Genomic DNA, 428 nt, shown 5'->3' with positions numbered 1-428 from the left:
CCATGACGCTGGGCGGCCTGTGGCACGGGGCGGGCCTGACCTTCCTGGCCTGGGGCGCCCTGCACGGGCTCGGCCTCGGTGCCGGGCTCCTGGCCCGCCGGGCGCGCCTGAGCGTGCCGGTGCCGCTCGGCTGGCTGCTCACCAGCCTGTTCGTGATGCTGACCTGGGTGCTTTTCCGGGCGACGAGCTTCGAGGCGGCGCTCGTGATCTTCAAGGGCCTGTCCGGGCTCGCGCCCCACGGCTCGGGCTTCAAGTGGCGCACCATCGCGGTGGCGGCCCTGGTCGCCATGGTGGGCCCGACCGCCTGGGCGGCGGTGCACCGCCTGCCGCCCAGGCGCATCCTGGCCTTCGGTTTCGCGCTCCTGTTCGTCGTCGTCCTCCTGAAGATCGGGGACGATGCGAACTACGAGTTCATCTATTTCCAGTTC

1 pseudogene is annotated in these 428 nt (G+C 71.3%); it reads left to right on the top strand.

What is annotated here, in order from left to right:
- Positions 1-428: pseudogene (locus tag FJV41_RS50715) on the top strand (hypothetical protein); the annotation flags it as partial.

The sequence above is a fragment of the Myxococcus llanfairpwllgwyngyllgogerychwyrndrobwllllantysiliogogogochensis genome, from assembly GCF_006636215.1.
GTDB lineage: Bacteria > Myxococcota > Myxococcia > Myxococcales > Myxococcaceae > Myxococcus > Myxococcus llanfairpwllgwyngyllgogerychwyrndrobwllllantysiliogogogochensis.
This window is presented reverse-complemented; position numbering and strand designations above follow the sequence as displayed.